Genomic DNA, 24019 nt, shown 5'->3' with positions numbered 1-24019 from the left:
GGTTGCTGGTGTGGAAGACGTCGTTGGCTTTGCCCTGCCGGTCGTGCGGTGGGTGCCGGGGTGGTATGGATGCGCTTTTGGGCTCCCGGATCGCCACCCCAGGCTTTTTGCCTGGCGCGATTCGATGCCCGTCGTGCCTGGGGGCCGGCCGTGTGCCGGCGCGATGGCGTGGCGGTGCGTGGTGGCTTGAGAACTGGATAGTGGACGCGAGCAAAACAAGAGTTTTTGAATCTTTGTTTTGCTGTTGATTTCGAATCGAACTCTATTGTTCGTTTCGATCGTTTTGTGATCATTTTTAGTGTGATGATTTGTCGTCTGGGAATTTGCTAGAGGAATCTTGCGGCCATGCACTTTCGTGGTGTGTGTTGCTTGCAAGGGCGTATGGTGGATGCCTTGGCAGACAGGACCGATGAAGGACGTTTGAGGCTGCGATATGCCTCGGGGAGCCGCCAACAGGGCTTTGATCCGAGGATTTCCGAATGGGGGAACCCACCGACCGTCATGGGTCGGTACCGGCTTCGGCCGGGGGGTACGCAGGGAAGTGAAACATCTCAGTACCTGCAGGAAAGGATATTCCGTGAGTAGTGGCGAGCGAAAGCGGATGATGGCCAAACCTTGCGCGTGTGATACCCGTCGGGGGTTGCGCGCGGGGTGTTGCGGGATCGCGTGCGCCGGCTCCGACGGGCCGGCCGGCAGTTGCAGAAAACCATGTGTCAGGGGAACCGGGTTGAATACCGGGCCGCAGAGGGTGAGGGCCCCGTACCTGAACGCGCATGGTCTGCCGATCGCGTCTCCCAAGTAGCACGGGTCCCGTGGAACCCCGTGCGAATCCGCCCAGACCGTTGGGTAAGCCTGAATATTCCTGTCTGACCGATAGCGAACGAGTACCGTGAGGGAAAGGTGAAAAGTACCCCGGGAGGGGAGTGAAACAGTCTCTGAAACCGTGCGCCTACAATCCGTCGGAGCCCTTTTGTGGGGTGACGGCGTGCCTATCGAAAAATGAGTCTGCGAGTCAGTGGCATGTGGCGAGCATAACCCGTGTGGGGTATGCGTAGCGAAGGCGAGTCTTAAAAGGCGTTTGAGTCGCGTGTCCTGGACCCGAAGCGGGATGATCTAGCCCTGAGCAGGTTGAAGCGCGGGTAAGACCGCGTGGAGGACCGAACCCACCTGGGTTGAAAACCGGGGGGATGACTTGGGGCTAGGGGTGAAAGGCCAATCAAATTCCGTGATAGCTGGTTCTCTCCGAAATGCATTTGGGTGCAGCGTCGGGTCATTACGTCCCGGGGGTAGAGCTACTGGATGCTTGCGGGCCCGTATCGGGTACCAACAGCAACCAAACTCCGAATACCGGTGACGCGTATCCCGGCAGTGAGTCGGCGGGGGATAAGCTTCGTCGTCGAAAGGGAAACAGCCCAGACCGTCGTCTAAGGTCCCGAAGCGTGTGCTAAGTGGGAAAGGATGTGGAGTCGCATAGACAGCCAGGAGGTTGGCTCAGAAGCAGCCACCCTTGAAAGAGTGCGTAACAGCTCACTGGTCTAGTGGTTCCGCGCCGACAATGTAGCGGGGCTCAAGCACACCACCGAAGACGCGGCAGTATTTTGTACTGGGTAGGAGAGCGTCCCATGAGGGGCGAAGCGGCCGTGTGAACGCGCCGTGGACTTCATGGGAGTGAGAATGCAGACATGAGTAGCGAGAGACGGGTGAAGATCCCGTCCGCTGGATGACCAAGGGTTCCAGGGCCACGTTCATCGTCCCTGGGTGAGTCGGGTCCTAAGGCGAGGCCGACAGGCGTAGTCGAATGGATGAACGGGTCGATATTCCCGTACCGGCTTTCAGCCGCCAAAACCGAGGCTTGGAGTACTAACCTCCGGGTCCGGGCTTACTGCTCCTTCGGGGGCGGGATGCCCTGGCCTGTTGGGACCGATCCTTGTAGTAGGTCAGCGCAGGAGTGACGCAGAAGGGTAGCCGGCCGCGGAGGTGGTCTTCCGTGGTCAAGCACGCAGGGCGTGGGACAGGCAAATCCGTCCCGCATGGGTCCGAGGTGCGATGATGGGGGCCTTATGGCCCGATATCCGGTGATCCCGGCTGCCGAGAAAAGCTTCGGCGTCAGGCTCAAAGCCGCCCGTACCCCAAACCGACACTGGTGGTCAGGTAGAGAATACCAAAGCGATCGAGCGAATCCTGGTCAAGGAACTCGGCAAATCACTCCCGTTCCTTCGGTTTAAGGGAGACCCCCGATGGTGAACACACTTGCTGTGGGAGCTTTTGGGGGTGGCACAGACCAGGGGGTAGCGACTGTTTACCAAAAACACAGGTGCATGCGAAGGCGCAAGCCGCTGTATATGCACTGACGCCTGCCCGGTGCCGGAAGGTTAAGAGGATCCGTCAGCCTTCGGGTGAAGCGGTGAATTCAAGCCCCGGTAAACGGCGGTGGTAACTATAACCATCCTAAGGTAGCGAAATTCCTTGTCGGGTAAGTTCCGACCTGCACGAATGGCGTAACGACTTCCCCACTGTCTCGACCAGGAGCTCGGCGAAATTGCAGTACGAGTAAAGATGCTCGTTAAGCGCAGAAGGACGAAAAGACCCCGGGACCTTTACTATACCTTGGTATTGGCATTCGGTGTGGATTGTGTAGCATAGGCGGGAGGCCGAGAGGCGCGGTCGCCAGATCGCGCGGAGCCGTAAGGTGAAATACCGCTCTGTTCGCATTGGATGTCTAACCTCGAACAGTCATCCTGTTCAGGGACAGTGCCTGGCGGGTAGTTTAACTGGGGCGGTTGCCTCCCAAAGAGTAACGGAGGCGCCCAAAGGTCCGCTCAGCCCGGTTGGCAATCGGGTGGCGAGTGCAAGTGCACAAGCGGGCTTGACTGCGAGGACGACGGTCCGAGCAGGGACGAAAGTCGGGACTAGTGATCCGGTGCCGGTGTACGGACGCGGCATCGCTCAACGGATAAAAGGTACCCCGGGGATAACAGGCTGATCATTCCCAAGAGTCCATATCGACGGGATGGTTTGGCACCTCGATGTCGGCTCGTCGCATCCTGGGGCTGGAGCAGGTCCCAAGGGTTCGGCTGTTCGCCGATTAAAGCGGCACGCGAGCTGGGTTCAGAACGTCGTGAGACAGTTTGGTCTCTATCCTCTGCGCTCGTTGGAATGCTGAGGAGGCCTGCCCATAGTACGAGAGGACCTGGGTGGACGAACCTCTGGTATGCCGGTTGTCACGCCAGTGGCACGGCCGGTTGGCTACGTTCGGAAGGGATAACCGCTGAAAGCATCTAAGCGGGAAGCCTGCTCCAAGATAAGCATTCCGTGGAACCTTCGAGTTCCTGTAGTCCCCATGCAGAACACGTGGTCGATAGGCCGGACGTGGAAGCCCCGCGAGGGGTGGAGCCGACCGGTACTAACGGACGAAAGGCAACACTAACATTCCAACCCCTGGCGGTTGGACCGCATCTTCCTCCTGCAAACGACACCAGACGGCAATGAGCATTGTCTGGCCACAAGACGAAACATCGACATATCCGCGTCCGCTGTCCGGTTCCCAGGCCGCCACAGGCCGGCAGACCCCAGCGTCTGACCGTATAAGAGAAGATTTGCGGCGGCCATGGCCCAGGTGAGACGCCCGGTCCCATTCCGAACCCGGAAGCTAAGGCCTGGCACGGCGATGGTACTGCACCCGACAGGGTGTGGGAGAGTAGCACGCCGCCGCACCACACGTACAGGAAGCCCCTTGGAGCACACGCCCCAAGGGGCTTTCGCATACCCGAAACACTCACGACCCAAACCCACACACCCCCACAAAAACACCCGGGGCTTCTCGCATGCCCGGACACAAACAGGACACCTCCGGCACCCACACGGCAACGGGGCCTCCCCATACCCGTGGGACCACGACTGATCTGTGCTGCGATGCATGGATCGGACCGGCGGTTCTGAATGTGCTGATGCCATTCGGTCGTTGGTCGTGCCAAGGCAAGCGATACGGCAACCGCATCGCTACCAGGCGGTTGATTGGCGCACGACTGGCGAGCATATAGTAATCCGAACATAATGGTTCTTATCGGTGTACTGGATCAATGATGATTCCGATAATTGGCGGTGCACCACATGCGCCGTAAGAGGTAATTCGCGACACGCCCATCGACCAAAATTTTCAATCCAATTTTCGACGATATCTAGTTCTAGACTGAAGATATAGACGTGCGAAACGTCGATTTCGACACGCCGAGCGAAGCCTGTCGTTTCAACGATTTGGGCTTATCTTCGTGCGCCCGATTTGCGCGAGTCCGTGAATGCGTGTAAGTTATTTCCTTGCTGCCGCTCAGCGAGTGGTTCTCCTCCGGGGAGCTGCGAGGTGGGTGAGTGGTGGTGGTTTGAGAACTCAAGAGCGTGTTTGTACTACTTCTTTATAGTCAATGATTGCCAGTTCATTCCTCGCCTGATTGCCTGTCGTGGTGGTTGGGTACCCGGGAGGGTTTGATGAGGGGTGAGGTTTTTTGAGGGCGTCCTTCCTTAAGGACGTGCTCGTCAATTTTTTGTTTTGAGAGTCATCTATTCGGATGCTTTTCATGAAGTTTTTTTGTGGAGGGTTCGATTCTGGCTCAGGATGAACGCTGGCGGCGTGCTTAACACATGCAAGTCGAACGGGATCCATCAAGCTTGCTTGGTGGTGAGAGTGGCGAACGGGTGAGTAATGCGTGACCGACCTGCCCCATACACCGGAATAGCTCCTGGAAACGGGTGGTAATGCCGGATGTTCCAGTTGATCGCATGGTCTTCTGGGAAAGCTTTCGCGGTATGGGATGGGGTCGCGTCCTATCAGCTTGACGGCGGGGTAACGGCCCACCGTGGCTTCGACGGGTAGCCGGCCTGAGAGGGCGACCGGCCACATTGGGACTGAGATACGGCCCAGACTCCTACGGGAGGCAGCAGTGGGGAATATTGCACAATGGGCGCAAGCCTGATGCAGCGACGCCGCGTGAGGGATGGAGGCCTTCGGGTTGTAAACCTCTTTTATCGGGGAGCAAGCGAGAGTGAGTTTACCCGTTGAATAAGCACCGGCTAACTACGTGCCAGCAGCCGCGGTAATACGTAGGGTGCAAGCGTTATCCGGAATTATTGGGCGTAAAGGGCTCGTAGGCGGTTCGTCGCGTCCGGTGTGAAAGTCCATCGCTTAACGGTGGATCCGCGCCGGGTACGGGCGGGCTTGAGTGCGGTAGGGGAGACTGGAATTCCCGGTGTAACGGTGGAATGTGTAGATATCGGGAAGAACACCAATGGCGAAGGCAGGTCTCTGGGCCGTTACTGACGCTGAGGAGCGAAAGCGTGGGGAGCGAACAGGATTAGATACCCTGGTAGTCCACGCCGTAAACGGTGGATGCTGGATGTGGGGCCCGTTCCACGGGTTCCGTGTCGGAGCTAACGCGTTAAGCATCCCGCCTGGGGAGTACGGCCGCAAGGCTAAAACTCAAAGAAATTGACGGGGGCCCGCACAAGCGGCGGAGCATGCGGATTAATTCGATGCAACGCGAAGAACCTTACCTGGGCTTGACATGTTCCCGACGGTCGTAGAGATACGGCTTCCCTTCGGGGCGGGTTCACAGGTGGTGCATGGTCGTCGTCAGCTCGTGTCGTGAGATGTTGGGTTAAGTCCCGCAACGAGCGCAACCCTCGCCCCGTGTTGCCAGCGGATTATGCCGGGAACTCACGGGGGACCGCCGGGGTTAACTCGGAGGAAGGTGGGGATGACGTCAGATCATCATGCCCCTTACGTCCAGGGCTTCACGCATGCTACAATGGCCGGTACAACGGGATGCGACGCGGCGACGCGGAGCGGATCCCTGAAAACCGGTCTCAGTTCGGATCGCAGTCTGCAACTCGACTGCGTGAAGGCGGAGTCGCTAGTAATCGCGAATCAGCAACGTCGCGGTGAATGCGTTCCCGGGCCTTGTACACACCGCCCGTCAAGTCATGAAAGTGGGCAGCACCCGAAGCCGGTGGCCTAACCCCTTGTGGGATGGAGCCGTCTAAGGTGAGGCTCGTGATTGGGACTAAGTCGTAACAAGGTAGCCGTACCGGAAGGTGCGGCTGGATCACCTCCTTTCTACGGAGAATTCAGTCGGATGTTCGTCCGACGGTGTGCGCCCCGCGCGTCGCATGGTGCGATGGCGGCGGGGTTGCTGGTGTGGAAGACGTCGTTGGCTTTGCCCTGCCGGTCGTGCGGTGGGTGCCGGGGTGGTATGGATGCGCTTTTGGGCTCCCGGATCGCCACCCCAGGCTTTTTGCCTGGCGCGATTCGATGCCCGTCGTGCCTGGGGGCCGGCCGTGTGCCGGCGCGATGGCGTGGCGGTGCGTGGTGGCTTGAGAACTGGATAGTGGACGCGAGCAAAACAAGAGTTTTTGAATCTTTGTTTTGCTGTTGATTTCGAATCGAACTCTATTGTTCGTTTCGATCGTTTTGTGATCATTTTTAGTGTGATGATTTGTCGTCTGGGAATTTGCTAGAGGAATCTTGCGGCCATGCACTTTCGTGGTGTGTGTTGCTTGCAAGGGCGTATGGTGGATGCCTTGGCAGACAGGACCGATGAAGGACGTTTGAGGCTGCGATATGCCTCGGGGAGCCGCCAACAGGGCTTTGATCCGAGGATTTCCGAATGGGGGAACCCACCGACCGTCATGGGTCGGTACCGGCTTCGGCCGGGGGGTACGCAGGGAAGTGAAACATCTCAGTACCTGCAGGAAAGGATATTCCGTGAGTAGTGGCGAGCGAAAGCGGATGATGGCCAAACCTTGCGCGTGTGATACCCGTCGGGGGTTGCGCGCGGGGTGTTGCGGGATCGCGTGCGCCGGCTCCGACGGGCCGGCCGGCAGTTGCAGAAAACCATGTGTCAGGGGAACCGGGTTGAATACCGGGCCGCAGAGGGTGAGGGCCCCGTACCTGAACGCGCATGGTCTGCCGATCGCGTCTCCCAAGTAGCACGGGTCCCGTGGAACCCCGTGCGAATCCGCCCAGACCGTTGGGTAAGCCTGAATATTCCTGTCTGACCGATAGCGAACGAGTACCGTGAGGGAAAGGTGAAAAGTACCCCGGGAGGGGAGTGAAACAGTCTCTGAAACCGTGCGCCTACAATCCGTCGGAGCCCTTTTGTGGGGTGACGGCGTGCCTATCGAAAAATGAGTCTGCGAGTCAGTGGCATGTGGCGAGCATAACCCGTGTGGGGTATGCGTAGCGAAGGCGAGTCTTAAAAGGCGTTTGAGTCGCGTGTCCTGGACCCGAAGCGGGATGATCTAGCCCTGAGCAGGTTGAAGCGCGGGTAAGACCGCGTGGAGGACCGAACCCACCTGGGTTGAAAACCGGGGGGATGACTTGGGGCTAGGGGTGAAAGGCCAATCAAATTCCGTGATAGCTGGTTCTCTCCGAAATGCATTTGGGTGCAGCGTCGGGTCATTACGTCCCGGGGGTAGAGCTACTGGATGCTTGCGGGCCCGTATCGGGTACCAACAGCAACCAAACTCCGAATACCGGTGACGCGTATCCCGGCAGTGAGTCGGCGGGGGATAAGCTTCGTCGTCGAAAGGGAAACAGCCCAGACCGTCGTCTAAGGTCCCGAAGCGTGTGCTAAGTGGGAAAGGATGTGGAGTCGCATAGACAGCCAGGAGGTTGGCTCAGAAGCAGCCACCCTTGAAAGAGTGCGTAACAGCTCACTGGTCTAGTGGTTCCGCGCCGACAATGTAGCGGGGCTCAAGCACACCACCGAAGACGCGGCAGTATTTTGTACTGGGTAGGAGAGCGTCCCATGAGGGGCGAAGCGGCCGTGTGAACGCGCCGTGGACTTCATGGGAGTGAGAATGCAGACATGAGTAGCGAGAGACGGGTGAAGATCCCGTCCGCTGGATGACCAAGGGTTCCAGGGCCACGTTCATCGTCCCTGGGTGAGTCGGGTCCTAAGGCGAGGCCGACAGGCGTAGTCGAATGGATGAACGGGTCGATATTCCCGTACCGGCTTTCAGCCGCCAAAACCGAGGCTTGGAGTACTAACCTCCGGGTCCGGGCTTACTGCTCCTTCGGGGGCGGGATGCCCTGGCCTGTTGGGACCGATCCTTGTAGTAGGTCAGCGCAGGAGTGACGCAGAAGGGTAGCCGGCCGCGGAGGTGGTCTTCCGTGGTCAAGCACGCAGGGCGTGGGACAGGCAAATCCGTCCCGCATGGGTCCGAGGTGCGATGATGGGGGCCTTATGGCCCGATATCCGGTGATCCCGGCTGCCGAGAAAAGCTTCGGCGTCAGGCTCAAAGCCGCCCGTACCCCAAACCGACACTGGTGGTCAGGTAGAGAATACCAAAGCGATCGAGCGAATCCTGGTCAAGGAACTCGGCAAATCACTCCCGTTCCTTCGGTTTAAGGGAGACCCCCGATGGTGAACACACTTGCTGTGGGAGCTTTTGGGGGTGGCACAGACCAGGGGGTAGCGACTGTTTACCAAAAACACAGGTGCATGCGAAGGCGCAAGCCGCTGTATATGCACTGACGCCTGCCCGGTGCCGGAAGGTTAAGAGGATCCGTCAGCCTTCGGGTGAAGCGGTGAATTCAAGCCCCGGTAAACGGCGGTGGTAACTATAACCATCCTAAGGTAGCGAAATTCCTTGTCGGGTAAGTTCCGACCTGCACGAATGGCGTAACGACTTCCCCACTGTCTCGACCAGGAGCTCGGCGAAATTGCAGTACGAGTAAAGATGCTCGTTAAGCGCAGAAGGACGAAAAGACCCCGGGACCTTTACTATACCTTGGTATTGGCATTCGGTGTGGATTGTGTAGCATAGGCGGGAGGCCGAGAGGCGCGGTCGCCAGATCGCGCGGAGCCGTAAGGTGAAATACCGCTCTGTTCGCATTGGATGTCTAACCTCGAACAGTCATCCTGTTCAGGGACAGTGCCTGGCGGGTAGTTTAACTGGGGCGGTTGCCTCCCAAAGAGTAACGGAGGCGCCCAAAGGTCCGCTCAGCCCGGTTGGCAATCGGGTGGCGAGTGCAAGTGCACAAGCGGGCTTGACTGCGAGGACGACGGTCCGAGCAGGGACGAAAGTCGGGACTAGTGATCCGGTGCCGGTGTACGGACGCGGCATCGCTCAACGGATAAAAGGTACCCCGGGGATAACAGGCTGATCATTCCCAAGAGTCCATATCGACGGGATGGTTTGGCACCTCGATGTCGGCTCGTCGCATCCTGGGGCTGGAGCAGGTCCCAAGGGTTCGGCTGTTCGCCGATTAAAGCGGCACGCGAGCTGGGTTCAGAACGTCGTGAGACAGTTTGGTCTCTATCCTCTGCGCTCGTTGGAATGCTGAGGAGGCCTGCCCATAGTACGAGAGGACCTGGGTGGACGAACCTCTGGTATGCCGGTTGTCACGCCAGTGGCACGGCCGGTTGGCTACGTTCGGAAGGGATAACCGCTGAAAGCATCTAAGCGGGAAGCCTGCTCCAAGATAAGCATTCCGTGGAACCTTCGAGTTCCTGTAGTCCCCATGCAGAACACGTGGTCGATAGGCCGGACGTGGAAGCCCCGCGAGGGGTGGAGCCGACCGGTACTAACGGACGAAAGGCAACACTAACATTCCAACCCCTGGCGGTTGGACCGCATCTTCCTCCTGCAAACGACACCAGACGGCAATGAGCATTGTCTGGCCACAAGACGAAACATCGACATATCCGCGTCCGCTGTCCGGTTCCCAGGCCGCCACAGGCCGGCAGACCCCAGCGTCTGACCGTATAAGAGAAGATTTGCGGCGGCCATGGCCCAGGTGAGACGCCCGGTCCCATTCCGAACCCGGAAGCTAAGGCCTGGCACGGCGATGGTACTGCACCCGACAGGGTGTGGGAGAGTAGCACGCCGCCGCACCACACGTACAGGAAGCCCCTTGGAGCACACGCCCCAAGGGGCTTTCGCATACCCGAAACACTCACGACCCAAACCCACACACCCCCACAAAAACACCCGGGGCTTCTCGCACTCATGAGACCCACGTCCGGGACCATTCCCGGCCGGCCCCGCCGTCGGGGCCGAAGAGAGACGGCGCGGCGCGTTCCCATTTCCGCAGGAAATCCGGAAAACAGCACGTCCGTGACCGTGGAATCCCGACGCCCGGGCCTCCTCCCCCCGGTCTGCTGTGCGGACGGCTCCCCCCCCCTGAGGGGAGCCAGAAACGGTGGGTTCTAGTGATCGTTGCAACACCTGACCTACCGCAAGGAGGGTCAGGTGACCAGAAGCCACCGAAACGAAGACCGTGGCGGGGAACACCGTTGGACGTTCAACGGCGTCGAATATCCGACGAGGAAGCTGATGTGCGAGGCGAGACGCGCCGAGTACGTGCGCCTGCTGGACGAGGAAGGCATGAACTTCACCCAGGCCGCGCACGCGGTCGGCGTCTCGAAACGCACCGGCAAGGCGTGGCGCAACGGCAGGACGCGCGCCACGGGAAGGAACGAGAAACCCCTGGTGGACTGGTATCGTTCCACCATGGACAAACCCAAGACCCTCCATCCGCGCTACCTGAGCCAGGAGGAGCGCATCCAGATCGCGGACCGTCTGCGTCTGGGCGATTCGATCCGCGCCATCGCCCGCCTGCTGGGCCGCGACCCCGGCACGGTCAGCCGCGAGGTCGAGCGCAACAGGAATCCCGAGTCCGGCGGTTACGAGCCTTACCGCGCCCAGCAGAAGGCCGCGGACCGGCTCAAACGCCCCAAACCGCGCAAGGCGGCCGAGGGCACGCGACTGTGGGACGAGATCGCCGCCGGGTTGCGCAGGCATTGGAGCCCGGAGCAGATAGCCAACCGGCTGAGGCTGGACTTCCCGGATAATGGGGATATGCACGCGAGCGTCGAGACGATCTACCAGGCCATCTACCTGCAGGCCAGGGGCGAACTCAAGCAGGAGCTGAAACGCGCCATGAGGCAGGGGCGAACCGCCCGCAGACCCCAAGGCGGCCAAGGCCGCAAACCCCGTTTCCGCGAACCCATGGCCATGATCTCGGAGCGACCCCCGGAGATCGAGGACCGGGCGGTCCCGGGCCACTGGGAGGGCGATCTCATCACCGGCAGCCGCAACAAAAGCGCCATCGGCACGCTCGTCGAGCGCACCACCAGGTTCACGATCCTGCTGCACCTGCCCGACGGGCACGACGCCGAACACGTCCAGCAGGCCATCATCTGTGTTTTAGCAAGTTGGCGTCCGCTTTGTGAGCGGTGTTTTTCCGCAGTGTAGGCAGCGGGTTTTCCGCAGGGTGTGCGGTATCGGCCGCTGCCTGTCTGCGTTGTGTTGGTTATTTGGTCATGAGGGCGTGTTCGCTTCGGTAGGAGCGGCCCTCGAATCTGATGAGCCGTCCGTGGTGGACGGTGCGGTCGATGAGGGCGGCGGCCATGTTCTTGTCGCCGAGCACGCGTCCCCATCCGCTGAATTCGATGTTGGTGGTGTAGATGATGCTCCTTGTCTCGTAGGAATCGGAAATGATCTGGAAGAGGAGCCTGCTGCCCTCCTCGTCTATGGGCAGGTAGCCGAACTCGTCGATGATGAGAAGTCGGGCCTTGCCGATGCTCGCGAGTTCCCGGTCGAGCCGGTTCTCCTGCTGGGCGCGGCGCAGACGCATGAGCAGTCCGGTCGCGGTGAAGAAGCGCACCGGGACGCCCCGCTCGCAGGCGAGCCGTCCGATCGCGATGGCCAGGTGGCTCTTGCCGGTGCCGACGGGCCCGTAGAGCACGAGGTCCTCGCATCCGGCGACGAAGTCGAGGTTCTCGAGCTGCGCGCGCCCCCAGTCGGCGGGCATCTTCAGGTTGGTCCAGTCATAGCCGTCGAGGGTCTTGTCGGCGGGGAAGCCGGCCTGTTTGAGCAGGCGCAGGCGTTTGGATCGCTCGCGCGAGTCGAGTTCGGCCGTGAACCATCGTTCGATGAAGTCGAGCTGGTTGGGCGTGGCCTCGGCGAGCGTGCCCGCGAGCACGCTGCGTGTCAGGGTCAGGCTGCGGCTCATCTTCAGGATCCTCTCGCTCTTCTCGGTCGTGGACGCGCGACGGCGGCGGGTCTCCGGGATCACCGGATCGGGTCTGACGCTCACCGTTCTTCCCCTCCGTCGTCCGTGCCGGTGATGAACCGGTCGTAGCCGCTCAGGTCGGGCTCCTCGATCCCGCCGGGGTATTCCCACTCGCCGTCGCGCATGCGCAACGCGATAGGGGTGAGCGAGTCCGCGTGCAGGCCCATGTCCCTGTTCGAGCGCAGGATCTCGCCGCACGCCTGCATCGCGGGATCGAACCCGGCCGCCCGGCACGCGTCCCCGATCGCTTTGAGGCTCTCCCTCAACGTCTTTTCGTCCATGGAATCAAGCCACGCGCGTATATCGTCGGGCACGTCCGGGCGGATCGAGCTTTCCCGCCACGCGCGGGGTTTGACCGCGAGCCGGGGAAGCACGAGCGCGGGATCCTCCACATTGCGCGACCGTCCGTACTGTCTGGGATACTCCGCGAAGAGCTCGCCGGTGGCGGGCGAGGTGAGCGTGACCGTGTCCCACCGGATCGCGGCCAATACCCTGGAACGCGCCGAATCGGGGCCGGCGAGGTACCGGTTCGAGTCGATGTCGACCAGCCCGTACTTGTCGGCCGTCCGGCTTTCCCAGCGAACCGGGTCGAACGCCGTGGACGGCAACGGCATCAACGCGGCCCTCTCCTCGTCGAACACCTCGGCCACGGGCACGTCCAGCAACCTCGGGCAATACGAGTCCCTGGCGAGCCCGTCGCACCGCTCCAGCAGGAGACGGCTCAACTGCCCATACGATTCCGCGCGCATGGGCGGCACCATGAGATTGCGCCGCAAAAACCCGACCGCGTTCTCCACGCTGCCCTTCTCGTTGCCCGAATACGGGTTGCAGAACCGGACCTCGAGCCGGTAATGCGCCACGAACGCGGAGAACACCCCGGTCAACGCGACCTCGCCCTTCGCGTTGCGCCGGCCGGCACCGGTCGCGTTGTCCATCACGATCACGGGAGGAACACCCCCGATATGCTCGAACACGAGCATCAGGCCATGGCACAGACACTCCGCGTTCTCGCCCGGCAACGCCACGCACAACCGCATGTTCGAATACGGCAACGAGACCACCAGGCAATGCACGTCCGCCATCTCGCCAGCGATCCGGGCCCGGGCCACGCCGAAATCGACCTGCATGCTGCCCGCCGCCCACTCGAGCCGCACGTACCCCTCGCGATCCGGCACGCCGCGGTTCGCCTCGCGCCACCGGTGCACGTAACGCATCGTGGTCGAATACTCGCCGTCGTAATCCGTCTCCGCCAGCAGACGGTCGTGCACGCGCCTGATCGTGTGCCGCTGCTTCCTGGGCAGCAGACGATCGGCCTCCAGCCACTCGTCCACCAGATGCGCGTACGGGTCGATCTTCGACCCGTACCTGCGATCCGCCTTCGGCTTGGGCGAGCAATCCTCCATATCCGCGTACTTCGCGACCGTCCCGCGATCCACGTGAAGACGCCGCGCTATCTGCGCGCGCGACATTCCCTGCCGGTCGAGTCTCCTGATATCTTGCACAATGGGCATCGGTATCGCCATGTTCCTTTCCTTCCCGAGCGCCGGCCGGCGGCAACCGGCCGAATCAAAACCGATTGGCAACTCGGGAATATACAGGCGGCGGCACCGATGCCTATCACATCACCGGGAAACGATGACGACACCGGGGAAAACCATCAGCCCACACTACGGAAAAACACTGCCGAACCTGTCGAACAAACATTGAAGCAAAACACATCATCGACAAGATGCAGCACCTGCCCAAACTCCTGCGCAACAGCCTGACCTGGGACCAGGGAGCGGAACTCGCCCTGCACAAACGGATCGGCGCCTCGCTGGACATGGCCGTCTACTTCTGCGACCCGCACTCCCCGTGGCAGCGCGGCACCAACGAGAACACCAACGGGCTCCTGCGCCAGTACTTCCCCAAAGGCACCGACCTATCCGTCTACCCGGAGGACTACCTCGACGCGGTCGCCGAGGAACTCAACGACCGGCCACGCAAAACCCTCGGGTTCATGAAACCAAGCGAGAAGATCATCGAACTGCTCGACGCCGCGTGATAACCTCAACAACCGACAACGTGACCATGGAAGGCCGCTCAAACCTCAGGTGTTGCAACCACCACTAGAATCTGCCAACTGGCTTGGTTATGGGGTCGCTCTACACTGGCTTCTGCTATGCATTACTTCACCCCTAAACGTTGCGCTACGTCGAATAAAATCATGTATCACGATAAGGCGCAGGTTCAGCGTGCCGCTGATCAAAGCCTAATCGAGCGCGGAGTTGAGCTATGGGTGTACCGTTGCGAATTTTGCGGATGCTGGCATCTCACGCATCGCGATCCGCAATCCAGTTACCGGCATGTACCGCTGAACCAGCAACTCAAGCCACACAGTCGTAAAAAGGGCTACAAGCCACGTAGACGTTAGCGTCAGAAGCTCCACAGACCTCGCCAACGCCGTGTCTGAGACAGGTTACGGTCCAAACACGTCAGGTCGTAGGCTGCTAAGCGTTCAGGGCGCTCGGACACACTTCGTCCAACACTTACATCACCTTGGTGTTTTCAAGGTTGCGGATAACCCAATCGTTGAAGCGAATTACCGGCTTGCGCAACATAAGTCCCAACAGCAATGAGGGGACAAGGAACAGTGCCAGTTTGCCCATGGAAACCCAGTATTCCATGCCGAATGAGCCTGCCATGGCCGAATGCATCGCATCCACCGCATAGGGGAACAGTAGCCATTTAGAAACGACCTGGAAGAACGTCGGCAGTGTTTCAATGGGGAATGTGCCGCCGGAACCGGCTACCTGCATAACCAGCAGTACTACGGCAATGGCTTTGCCGATATCACCGAACGACAGGGTCAGCGTATACACAATATTCGAGAACACCAGTGCAGACAACCACCCGACCATCAAGAACTGAATCGGATGCTCACACTGCACGCCGAGATAGAACATATCGCCCAGGCACACCAGCGTACCTTGCAGCAAAGCAAGGAAACCGAAAATCATGTATCGGCCGAAATATTCGTGGTGCAAGCGTAAACCGAACTGCCGCGCATTGCCGGGAGCCTCGGCACGCGGCTTCTTCAGCACATCCAACGCGGCGGCCGGTCCGGCAATCCGCCCGGCAATCATGGCCTCGCGAAGACCCACTTCCGAACCGAGCGGCAGATCATTGCCCAACCCTAAGATACGAGCCTTCTCATGGTCGGAAATCGATACTTTCAACATGGCGACCAGAATGATCGCACCGACCCAAATAGACAAAATCGTGTAGAACGGAGCCATCGCGGAACCATAGTTGGCAACGGGATAGAGCGCGATGCGGTCGACCGCTACGGGTGCCGCCAGCATGGAAGCAATGGCATCGGGCTTCGCAGAGGAAATCGCAGACAGGTCGATGGTGCCGCCATTGGTGATAGAGGCGAGTTGGGAAGACAAGTTGTCGAGTTTCTTCGCCGAACGGGTCAAAGCGCTAGCTGCGTCAGTCAAGGCCGACTGGATGTCCGTCAGGCTGTCTGAAACGCCGCCAGAAAGACCTGACACGCTGCTTACGGTCGATGCAAGCCCGTCGATTACGGAACTTGCCTGCGTGGTCACTTCGTCCATGGACGAGGTCAGATTGTTCAGTTGCGGTTTCAGCGTGCTCTTGTACGTGTCTGAAGCCTGAGTAATCGATTGTTTGGCGGCAGCGATTTGTGATTTCAGATCTCGACGCGCTGTATCGGCATCGGCAGTACCGTTTGCTATGTGCGTGGCCGCATCGCCCAACGCGGTGGCGGCTTGCTGCATGCTCTGCTGCGCCTTTGTGGCTTGGTCTGCAGCCGCGTTCAGTTGAGCGGCAACGGTATCTCCGCCCACGGGCAGTGAAGCCGCTTGTTTGGCGAGATCTCGTAAAGCGGCGGCATACTTTCCAAAGCTGTCGGCCTGAGCCTCCACTTTGGATTGCATATCGGTTAGCTTGTTTGATATCTGTGAGGATTGTGAGCCCACATCGGCAAAAGCGGCATCGATTTGCTTGGCAATGGTGTCGTAGGATGAACCGGCCTGCTGCAATGCCGTACCGACGCCATCGGTGGCTCCGGACAATGCCTTGTCGAGGCTGGAGACGCCGTTGCGGGTCTGTTTCAACGCCTTTTTGGTTGTGGCCGCAGCTGAGCCTGTTGATCCCAGCAGCTTATCGGTGGAATCAATGATGCTGTTGGCGGCCCCGAGCAGATTGGCATAGGAATCCATCTGCGACGCAGTGCCGGTCAAACGAGACGACATGGTGGCAATATGACTGGAGGCGTTGTTGACGTACTGCTCCATTTGCGGGCTTTGCGCGTAATCGGCCACGTTGGAAACCAAATCCAGCGCCACGCTCGCCAAGGTCTTCACAAATGTCTGGTCGATGGTCGTGGCCACGGTGGTAGCACCCTGGTCGGTGATATGCGGAGCGATCGGATTGATTTTCTCATTGAGATAGTATTCGAGCTTGGCGTGCTTGATCTTCGGTGAAAACAGCGTCATCATATCGGAGCTGAAGCTCTTTGGAATAATCAGCGCGGCATAGTATTCGCCTGAGTTCACGCCATCGATGGCCTTAGCACGATCCACAAACTGCCAGTCAAGGTCATGATTGGCCCTGAGCGTACTGGTCACGGTTTCGCCGACGTTGATGGTGATCGGCATCAGACCGGACTTATAGCCCTTATCCACGTTTGCCACGGCGACCTTCAAGGCCTTGGTGTTGCCGTACGGGTCCCAGCTGGCGGCGATGTTGTACCAGGCGTACAGTGCCGGCACAATCACCAATCCCATAGCCACGATTACGGCGATCACATTGCGGGTGGCTTGGCGCACGTCACGTACGAATATTTTCCAGATAAGCTTCATCGTGCGCCTCCTTGCCCAGACTGCCCAGACTGCCCAGACTGCCCAGACTGACCGGACTGTGCGGTGTGCGCAGTCGGCTCGGCGGCCTGATCGCCGAACAGTGTGAGTCGTTCAGTGGTTTCGCCGATATCCGGATTGCTGCCCATCGCCGCTTCGTGACGTCCGTGGCCGTGGAAACGCCGCCACACATATCCGTTGAGCATCACATTGCGGAACTCGTCGGCACTCATGGCACTGACGCCAAGCTGCATGGCGTAGGTTTCGCGTGCGTATTCAACCACAATGAGATAGGCGTCGATAAGAATAATCGACAGAATCCAGGAGGTCAGCATGGCGATTTTCTCTTGGGTGACGAACAGCAGCACCAGGAATACGAACGGGAGTACGGTCAGCAATGCCAGACCGGCAACGATCATCTTTGGATACCGTGCGAAGAACCGGTGCGCGCGATGGGCGATGATATCGCGCAGTTCCTTGCTGTCGGACACCGTGCGGAATACGGAGTTCAAGCTCACCTGTTCGTTCACCATGCTGTTGTGCTCGGTGATCATCAGGTCGGTATCTCCCAAACGACGGTCGAACAGCGCGTTCAGGTTCATCGCATACCGGCGTATGACAAGTCCCACGAAGAGTGCCGCCGGCAGATACCAGAACAGGTGCAGCATGTCGAGCCAGTAATGGTTCGCGTACAGGCCGGCAATCGGGCCGCGCATCGCGTTGATGCCGTAGGTAAAGGGCAGCCACGGGTGCAGTTCGCGGAAGAAGTTCGGCATCATTTCAATCGGATACAGGCCGGAGGCGCCGGGTATCTGCACAATGACCAGAATTACGGCGATGGCTTTGCCGATATGGCGGAACGCCACGGCCAGTGCGTAAATAATGTTGATGTATACGAACGAACAGAAGATCCCGGCCAAGATGAACAGCAGCGGATGCTCGCATTGGATGCCAAGCACCAGATCGCCGATGGTGGCGATGACGGCTTGCAGGAATCCGATGGTGACCAGCAGCAGCCAGCGGCCAAGATATGCTTGCGTAGCGGTGATACGGCGAATGCCCTCGCGGTCGACCTCAAGCTTGTAGATGGCGATTAGCACGAAACCGCCTACCCACAGTGCCAGATTCGTGTAGAACGGGGTGACTGCGGACCCGTAATTGTCGGTGGCATACACGACTTTCGTGGTCAGGGTGACGGGATTGCCCATGAAGTCGCCGAATCCCTTGTCATCCAGATGCAGCGTATCCCGGATTTTCTGGTAAGCGGCGGAACTATCGAGCGTGGCGATATCGGTGCGTACGGTGGCGACATCGCTGGCCACCTGGCGCAGCGAATCCTGCGTGCTGCTGATGGTGGTTTTTGTTTGGTTCAGGGTATCGACAAGCTGGTCGAACAGCCCGTCGGCCTGATCCAAGGTGCCGGACAACGAAGTCAACGTGCCATCCAGCGTGCCGTTCAGGGCGGCGAAACTGTTCAATGATGAGGTGAGCGACGGCATCACGGTGCCGGTCAGCGAGCCGCGCGCGGTATTCAGCGCCGCGATGCCGCCGGTGGTGGTGTTGGTCATGGCTCCGGAAAGGTTCGTGGTGGCGTCTTTGCCGGAGTTGATGAACTGTGTGGTGTCGGTATGGAAGGTGTTGAGCTGTGTCTGCTGTTTGCTGATCAATGAGTCGAGCGCATCGATTTGTTTCCAGATGTTCTGGCCGACCGGGTCGGTGGTGTCTTTGCCGATGCCGGCTTTGGTCAGCGCGTCTTTCAGATCGCTGATTGACGTTTGGGTGGCGTTCAGTGGGGCCGAAAGTGTGTTGGTGATGGTGTCGACGGAGTTCTGCGCGCTGTTGAAGGAACCGGTGATGCTGCCGGCGGCGTTGTTGACGTGGACGGCCAGTCCGGAGAGTTGTGCTGAACTGCTGTCGAGCGCGCCGACCAGTGTGGTGGAGAAGGCTTGTGACCCGGCCTGTGTTTCCGCCAACAGTGTGCCGGACTGGCGGGAGGCATTCTGCGCGGCCGCGACGGTCTGCTTGAGTGAGGCGGTGGTCTGTTTGGCGTCGGCGAGAATCGTGTCTGATTGGGCCAGCGTGTCCTGTAAGTCGGTGAGTGAATCCTGAACGGTGTTCAGCGTGGACATCACCGTATTGAGATCATCGATCGTATCGTGCTGGACTTTGCCGGTGACTTGGTCGAGATCGTCTCCCGCTTCGGAAACGGCCGAGGCAACGGTGGTGGCTACCGTGGTGACGAAGGCGGAGTTGATCTGCTCATCGATGGTGGTGGCGCCGGTGTCGGTGATTTTCGGCGCGATCGCGTTCTTCTTCTCGTTGACGTAATACTTGATTTTCGGCTGTTTGGAGGTTCCGGTCACCGATTCGACCAAGCTGGCGCTGAAATCCTTGGGCAGCACGATGGCTGCATAGTATCCGCCGGTCTCCACGCCGTGGACGGCCTGTTCCTCATTGTCTACGAAGCGCCAGCCGAGTTCGTCGTTCTGCTTGAGTTTCTTGACGACCTGCCGGCCCGCATCGAGATGGCCGACCAGATCGTTGGTGGTGCCTTGGTCTTCATTGGCTACGGCCACTTGCAGATTGCCGGTGGCTGAATAGGGATCCCAGTTGGCGAGAATGTTGAACCATGCGTACAGCGAGGGCAGCATTGCTACGCCGAGCGTCACCACAACGGCAACGGGATTGCGTAAGATACGTCTGCAATCGCGTAGAAAGACTTGCCAAACTGTCCGCATCCAGTCCCTCTTTTCCGGTTCGTAGTCATTGCGGCCACATGCAGTCTATTCCCACCACTGGTGCGAATACTGCTGGTTTGGCGGGTTTTCTTGCAAAACTGGCCGTTGGTTGTCCGCATAATGGGACTGATATGTGAACGTTTGTTGATGGTGCGACACCGGCGGGATGGTTGTGCAATTTTGCCGGTATCCGGTGATGAAATGTTGAGGTGTTGGAACTGAGTCGTCGCAGTGCTGAGACCGAGACGACTCAGTGACGAGCCTATCCGAGGCTATCTCGTTGGTTCTGGTCTCACTGATCCAGACGGAAGCCCTGAGCGGCGGCCTTGTCGAGCAGTGTCTGATGGCTGACATCCTGCCGACTGATCGTGGCGACCTGATCGCTGAAGGCGTCCACCGGACGGTCGGCTTGGCGCAGATCGTAGTACCGGTGAACTTCCTCGTCGAAGGCGGGCAGCTGGTCGAGTACGCCATCGGCGTCAGCCGGGTAGGTGTTCTCGAAGAACTGCATCGTGCGCGGCATGCGCGGCTTGACGGTCGGGTTCTGATCGGGCTTGCCGATGGCCAGACCCAGCACCGGATACGTGTATTCCGGCAGATTCAGCACGTCGATAAGGCCGGGGATGTTGTTGAGCAGAGAGCCGAGAATCACGCAGCCCAGTCCCAGCGAATAGGCGGCGGTCTCCATGGCGTGCAGGGCCAGCACTGCGTCGTTCTGAGCTTGGGTGAAGCGATAGCTGTACTTGAGATGGAATTCGTCGGAAGCGGGATCGATACCCTTGCGTTCGGCGATGCGTGCGTTGCGGTGCTCGTCGATGACGAACACGTACAGCAACGGCGCGGTGGCGATATACGGCTGATGGCCGAATTCGGCGAGCTTGGCTTTGGTGGCCGGGTCGGTGATACGGATGGCGGACCAGTCGTTAAGGAACTGGCTGGACGCGGCATGTTGGGCGACGGTTTCGAGCGTGGCGCGGGTATCGTCGTCGATGGCCTCGTCCTTGAACTTACGGATGGAGCGGCGGCCCAGAAGAGCCTCGATTGTTGCGTTGGTAACCATGGCTTTATTGTCGCACGGCAGACGCCGGACGCCACGGTGGATTACCTCACAGTGAAATGCCGATATTGTGTGGCGGAACTGTGCTGGACTGATGGTTCCTGTCGATTGACTGATGGTTCCTTGACGAAATTCCAGCGATGAGTCATCAGTCAGCCAACAGAAACCATCATCCAACCGGGGGATTAGCGGCTGGGCTTGCGATGGCGGTGGTCGACGAACGCCTTGGAGCCCCGATCCGACAGCTGCGAAACCACTGCGCCGAGTGCGGCCGAAACGGCGGCGAATGTCAGACTCATTGCCAGACTTTGCGGCGCGTCTGCCGCCAGTCCCTTGCGCAGATTGCGTTTGCTTGTGCCCTTGTCCCATATCATCTGGAATGCTTTGCCGGCAACCAAGCCTGCCAGCGCTGGGACTGCCGACTTGATGAGCTTGTCGCCCAGAGAATCAGGGTCGTTGAGCCGGTCCTCGCGCAGCCTGTTGACCTTCTCGTCGATGCGGTGCAGGCTGTCGACCGCACGGTCGGCGCTGGAGGGGAAGTCGGTGTTCGTTTCGTCGCTCATGACTCTCAGTCTAATAGCATCTCAATCATCTCAGCGCAAAAGATGGGCGTTAATGGTGGAGTCATGAACGAGCGCAGACTAGAGTGGAGGCATGAGCGAACAGAACGTGAACGGCACCGTTGCCGTCGAGAACTCTCGTGGCGGCAACGGATTTTTGGTGTTGCTGCGCCACGGCCAGACCGTGTGGAGCGAATCCGGGCAGCATACCGGGCGCACGAACATCCCGTTGACTGCGGTCGGCGAGCAGCAGGCAGCGGATGCCGGAAGGCGCCTGCGCGAAGCTTTCCCCGAAGGATTCAGCCAGGGCTGTGTGTTTTCCAGTCCGCTGAAGCGGGCGTGCCAAACCGCTGAACTGGCCGGTTTTGCGGGCCACGGTGTGTTGGACGGCATCGCTGAATGGGATTACGGCCGAGCCGAGGGGCGTACGCGCCAGCAGGTGAGTGAGGCCAGCGGTTTTGAATGGGATGTGTGGCGTGACGGGCCGCGCTCGCTGACGCCCACGCTGGAGGGCGATTGGGTCGAGACCTTACCTTCGGGCGAGCAGGTGCCGGTCCATGCCGGGCCTGGCGAGACGCTGGAAGAAGCAGCGGTACGCGCCAAGAGCGCCATCGATGAGATTACGCCGCTGCTGAAAGACGGCCATAATGTGCTGTTGGTGGCTCATGCGCACATCCTGCGCATCCTCACCTCGCAATGGCTGGGCGTGGACCCGCATTTCGCGCGGTTGCTGCGTTTGGATACGGCGCACTACTCGGTGCTCAGCGTCTATAAGGGAGATAACGTCATCGAACGGTGGAACGCCTAGCCCCGGTTGCGCTGTGATTACGCTGGCCTGCCTGCTGCTGCGGGCGGGCCTTTATTGTTTGTGGTGGGAATTGCGGTATGTCGATAAATGATTTGCAAACGATAGCGTCGCCGTGTTGTTTTTTTGATGGGTATAAGTGGCAATCGATTGCCATGAAAGATATGTTAGCGCTCTCATAATTGCGAACGCTTGCATTGCGATAATGAGGCAAAAATGACCGAATTAATGGGATATTTGTTGACAATGGCCTGAAAATGATGATTTATGACGCGCCGATATTGCTATCGTTTGCAAAAAGAAGCAAACCGTTGCACAATAGTGCATGTCGATAGTCATAAAGGTGCGTGTTAGCGTACCTGTCCTGACCGGGGATGGCCGGGTCGACGATGAAAGAGAAAGGTTCGATGATGAATCGTACAGTGAAGTCAGCGGTCGCAGTGGCGGCCATCGCTGCAATGTCCCTCGGAACCCTTGCCGCTTGTGGAAGCTCCACTTCCGGCGACGACTCCAAGGGCAAGGTCTACTACCTGAACTTCAAGCCGGAAGCGGCTGATCAGTGGGCCGCTCTGGCCAAGGAGTACACCAAGGAGAAGGGCGTTGATGTCAAGGTCCAGACCGCGGCCTCCGGCACCTACGAGCAGACCCTGAAGTCCGAGATTGCCAAGACCGAGGCCCCGACCCTGTTCCAGGTGAACGGCCCGGTCGGCTACCAGAACTGGAAGAAGTACACCGCCGACATGTCCAACACGGATGTGTATAAGGAACTCACCAACCAGGACGTGGCCCTGAAAGACGGCGACAAGGTGGTCGGTGTGCCGTACGTGATGGAAACCTACGGCCTGATCTACAACAAGGACATCCTTAACAAATACTTCGCGCTGGATGGTGCCAAAGCCACGTCCATGGACGAAATCGACAACTTCGACACCCTGAAGGCCGTGGCTGACGACATGCAGTCCCGCAAGGACGAGCTTGGCATCAAGGGCGCGTTCACCTCCGCCGGCTTCGACTCCAGCTCCGACTGGCGATTCAAGACCCATCTGGCCAACCTGCCGCTCTACTATGAGTTCAAGGACGACAACGTCACCGAGCAGCCGGCCACCATCAAGGGCACTTATCTGCCGAACTACAAGAAGATCTTCGACCTGTACATCACCGACTCCACCACCGACCCCACCCAGCTGAGCGCCAAGACCGGCGATGATGCGAACTCCGAGTTCGCGCTCGGCGAGGCTGCCTTCTATCAGAACGGCACCTGGGCTTGGACCGACCTGCAGAAGGCCGGCATGAAGGCCGAATCCGTGGGCATGATGCCAATCTACACCGGTGTCAAGGGTGAAGAGAAGCAGGGCTTGGCCACTGGTTCCGAGAACTACTGGTGCATCAACGACAAGGCCTCCGACGCCGACAAGAAGGCCACCGAGGACTTCCTCTCCTGGGTGATCACCTCCGACACCGGCAAGAAGGCCATCTCTCAGGACATGGGCTTCACCACCCCGTTCAAGACCTTCGATGATGTCAAGTTTGACAACCCGCTGACTGAAGCCGCTGTTGAGGATCAGAAGTCCGGCAAGACCCAGGTTTCTTGGAACTTCACCATGATGCCGTCCGAAGAGTGGAAGAACAAGGTCGGCCAGGCACTGCTCGAGTACGCGCAGGGCACCGGCAAGTGGGATGCCGTCAAGACCGCCTTCGTGGACGGTTGGGCTTCCGAATACGAGGCTTCGCACTGAGTCTCATAGAGTCCCATAGCCGATAAGTAACAATCCGCGGCGCCCCTGCCATTTCCTTCTCCGGGGGCGCCGCTTTGTATTGCTGAGTCTCGCACAAAATCGTCCGCCGCAAAAAAGTGTGAGGCACGCACCCGCTCAATCACACACTGTGTGTCCATAGATTGGCGATTTTTCGCCATTTCCCA

The 24019-nt window shown here is 59.4% G+C and carries 9 protein-coding genes, 5 rRNA genes and 2 pseudogenes; 10 read left to right on the top strand and 6 right to left on the bottom strand.

Translation table 11 applies throughout. The features are described 5' to 3' along the window. Positions 1 to 361 precede the first annotated feature (361 nt). The 6 genes and pseudogenes from BLLJ_RS09665 to BLLJ_RS09640 form a co-directional block, all read left to right on the top strand. A 23S ribosomal RNA gene (locus BLLJ_RS09665) occupies positions 362 to 3427 on the top strand. A 170-nt stretch (positions 3428 to 3597) separates the two neighbouring features. Then, positions 3598 to 3714: ribosomal RNA gene (gene rrf, locus BLLJ_RS09660) — 5S ribosomal RNA — on the top strand. Between the two features lie 867 nt (positions 3715 to 4581). Further along, positions 4582 to 6106, top strand: a 16S ribosomal RNA gene (locus BLLJ_RS09655). 432 nt (positions 6107 to 6538) lie between these two features. After that, positions 6539 to 9604: ribosomal RNA gene (locus BLLJ_RS09650) — 23S ribosomal RNA — on the top strand. Between the two features lie 170 nt (positions 9605 to 9774). Continuing rightward, positions 9775 to 9891: ribosomal RNA gene (rrf, locus tag BLLJ_RS09645) — 5S ribosomal RNA — on the top strand. The 16S, 23S and 5S rRNA genes sit together here, the layout of an rRNA operon. A gap of 357 nt (positions 9892 to 10248) precedes the next feature. Next, positions 10249 to 11199: pseudogene (locus tag BLLJ_RS09640) on the top strand (IS30-like element ISBlo4 family transposase); the annotation flags it as partial. Positions 11200 to 11311: 112 nt separating this feature from the next. Here the strand turns inward: BLLJ_RS09640 and istB are convergent. Together istB and istA are read right to left on the bottom strand one after the other, a co-directional pair. Further along, the gene (gene istB / locus BLLJ_RS09635; protein WP_012472066.1) at positions 11312 to 12076 is read right to left on the bottom strand and encodes an IS21-like element ISBlo1 family helper ATPase IstB; all 765 of its coding nucleotides are present in this window, start codon (positions 12074 to 12076) and stop codon (positions 11312 to 11314) included. A 17-nt stretch (positions 12077 to 12093) separates the two neighbouring features. Then, a complete protein-coding gene (istA, locus tag BLLJ_RS09630; protein ID WP_013140934.1) occupies positions 12094 to 13596 on the bottom strand; it encodes an IS21 family transposase in 1503 nt (500 codons plus the stop codon). 194 nt (positions 13597 to 13790) lie between these two features. Between istA and BLLJ_RS10990 the strand changes: the two are divergent. Together BLLJ_RS10990 and BLLJ_RS10750 are read left to right on the top strand one after the other, a co-directional pair. After that, positions 13791 to 14117 (top strand): annotated as a pseudogene (locus BLLJ_RS10990) (IS30 family transposase); the annotation flags it as partial. Between the two features lie 117 nt (positions 14118 to 14234). Then, a complete protein-coding gene (locus BLLJ_RS10750) occupies positions 14235 to 14486 on the top strand; it encodes a hypothetical protein (protein WP_007052974.1) in 252 nt (83 codons plus the stop codon). 115 nt (positions 14487 to 14601) lie between these two features. On the opposite strand, the gene BLLJ_RS09620 is transcribed toward BLLJ_RS10750, so the two are convergent. The 4 genes from BLLJ_RS09620 to BLLJ_RS09605 all read right to left on the bottom strand — a co-directional run bounded on the left by BLLJ_RS09620 (position 14602) and on the right by BLLJ_RS09605 (position 21296). Then, positions 14602 to 16941 (bottom strand): YhgE/Pip domain-containing protein, encoded by a 2340-nt coding sequence (locus BLLJ_RS09620; RefSeq protein ID WP_007052973.1) that lies wholly within the window; start codon positions 16939 to 16941, stop codon positions 14602 to 14604. Further along, the gene (locus tag BLLJ_RS09615; RefSeq protein ID WP_074709969.1) at positions 16938 to 19676 is read right to left on the bottom strand and encodes a YhgE/Pip domain-containing protein; all 2739 of its coding nucleotides are present in this window, start codon (positions 19674 to 19676) and stop codon (positions 16938 to 16940) included. Before BLLJ_RS09615 ends, BLLJ_RS09620 begins: the two co-directional genes overlap by 4 nt. A gap of 292 nt (positions 19677 to 19968) precedes the next feature. Continuing rightward, the gene (locus tag BLLJ_RS09610) at positions 19969 to 20736 is read right to left on the bottom strand and encodes a nitroreductase family protein (RefSeq protein ID WP_007052970.1); all 768 of its coding nucleotides are present in this window, start codon (positions 20734 to 20736) and stop codon (positions 19969 to 19971) included. 182 nt (positions 20737 to 20918) lie between these two features. Continuing rightward, positions 20919 to 21296 carry a DUF4235 domain-containing protein gene (locus BLLJ_RS09605; RefSeq protein WP_013583015.1) on the bottom strand — a complete coding sequence of 126 codons (378 nt, stop codon included), beginning with the start codon at positions 21294 to 21296 and terminating at the stop codon, positions 20919 to 20921. Positions 21297 to 21387: 91 nt separating this feature from the next. Here BLLJ_RS09605 and BLLJ_RS09600 point away from each other — a divergent pair, with 91 nt between their 5' ends. Further along, the gene (locus BLLJ_RS09600; protein ID WP_013583014.1) at positions 21388 to 22101 is read left to right on the top strand and encodes a histidine phosphatase family protein; all 714 of its coding nucleotides are present in this window, start codon (positions 21388 to 21390) and stop codon (positions 22099 to 22101) included. A gap of 386 nt (positions 22102 to 22487) precedes the next feature. Next, the gene (locus BLLJ_RS09595; protein ID WP_013583013.1) at positions 22488 to 23834 is read left to right on the top strand and encodes an ABC transporter substrate-binding protein; all 1347 of its coding nucleotides are present in this window, start codon (positions 22488 to 22490) and stop codon (positions 23832 to 23834) included. Positions 23835 to 24019: the final 185 nt, after the last annotated feature.

Source organism: Bifidobacterium longum subsp. longum JCM 1217 (assembly GCF_000196555.1).
GTDB lineage: Bacteria > Actinomycetota > Actinomycetes > Actinomycetales > Bifidobacteriaceae > Bifidobacterium > Bifidobacterium longum.
The sequence above is the reverse complement of the archived record's forward strand: the minus strand, read 5'-3'. Positions and strand labels throughout refer to the sequence as shown.

Excerpts from the sequence above, each read along its gene's own strand:
- BLLJ_RS09605 (WP_013583015.1), bottom strand. The coding sequence starts at position 21,296 with ATGAGCGACGAAACGAACACCGACTTCCCCTCCAGCGCCGACCGTGCG.
- istA (WP_013140934.1), bottom strand. The coding sequence starts at position 13,596 with ATGGCGATACCGATGCCCATTGTGCAAGATATCAGGAGACTCGACCGG.
- BLLJ_RS09600 (WP_013583014.1), top strand. The coding sequence starts at position 21,388 with ATGAGCGAACAGAACGTGAACGGCACCGTTGCCGTCGAGAACTCTCGT.
- BLLJ_RS10750 (WP_007052974.1), top strand. The coding sequence starts at position 14,235 with ATGCATTACTTCACCCCTAAACGTTGCGCTACGTCGAATAAAATCATG.
- BLLJ_RS09620 (WP_007052973.1), bottom strand. The coding sequence starts at position 16,941 with ATGAAGCTTATCTGGAAAATATTCGTACGTGACGTGCGCCAAGCCACC.
- BLLJ_RS09595 (WP_013583013.1), top strand. The coding sequence starts at position 22,488 with ATGAAAGAGAAAGGTTCGATGATGAATCGTACAGTGAAGTCAGCGGTC.
- BLLJ_RS09610 (WP_007052970.1), bottom strand. The coding sequence starts at position 20,736 with ATGGTTACCAACGCAACAATCGAGGCTCTTCTGGGCCGCCGCTCCATC.
- BLLJ_RS09615 (WP_074709969.1), bottom strand. The coding sequence starts at position 19,676 with ATGCGGACAGTTTGGCAAGTCTTTCTACGCGATTGCAGACGTATCTTA.